Here is a 1,003-nt window from a genome sequence, read left to right as displayed (position 1 = left end):
CCTTCAGCTCAGCCAGCGCCGACAACCCACCCGCCTATACAGACACCGACGGGCCGGTTGAGGGCTCCAGCGGTTCTGACAGTATCGACGGCACTTACACCGATGGCGACGGCGATCAGATCGACAATGGCAGCGGCGGCGGCGCCTCGGGCAATCAGGACACGGTTGAGGCCGGCGCCGACGATGATACAGTTGATGCCGGTGCGGACGACGACATGGTATTCGGCGGTGAAGGCGGCGACAGCCTGGAAGGCGGCGGTGGCGACGACACGATCTATGGTGACAGCAGCACCGAGGCCGGCCTGGCGAACTCCCAGGAAAGTATTGATAATTCCAATGTCACCGACACCAGCAGCGGCTTCACGGTCACTGCCAAGGATCTGTCGGGCACCGCCAATGCCGCCAATATTGACTATTATGATGGCGCCTTTGGCGTTGCCGGAGCGGTTTCAGATTCCGACAGCGGCGTTGACGCTCAAATTGGATATGACAAGGCATCGGGCATTTCCGAAGAGCTGATCGTCGACTTCGATCAGGACACAACCGACGCCAGCTTTACCTTCAAGCACCTGTTTTCCGATAGTCACGGCGAAGAAGGCCATTGGGCGATCTACAAGGACGGCGTCCTGATCGCCCAGGGAGATTTCACCGAAGATGTCGCCGGAACAGGCACCGGGACTGTCGACATCAACGGCTATGGCGCGTTTGACCAACTTGTTCTGTCGGCCAACCTGCAGACCGACGGCACCGACGGCTCCGACTATACGATCTCAAACATCACTTTCACGGTTCCGCCTGAAGACCCCGCAGAAGGCGATGACAGTATTTCCGGCGGTGCCGGCGATGACGTGATCTATGGCCAAGGCGGCAATGACACGCTGACCGGCGGAAGCGGCGCCGACACGCTGGAGGGCGGAAGCGGTGACGACAGCCTGAACGTGGGCGAAGGGGATGCCGCCACCGGCGGCGATGGCGACGACACGTTCACTGCCAAGGATCTGTC

Annotated in this window: 1 protein-coding gene; it reads left to right on the top strand. The window is 60.7% G+C overall.

All coding sequences use genetic code 11. From position 1 onward, the window contains the following. Positions 1-1,003, top strand: a 1,003-nt coding sequence (locus tag A2I95_RS42395; RefSeq protein ID WP_367153234.1) for a calcium-binding protein, incomplete at both ends; no start/stop codon positions are given.

Source organism: Leisingera sp. F5 (assembly GCF_001593695.1).
Note: the sequence above shows the minus strand (reverse complement) of the source record. Positions and strands in the feature narration are given on the sequence as shown.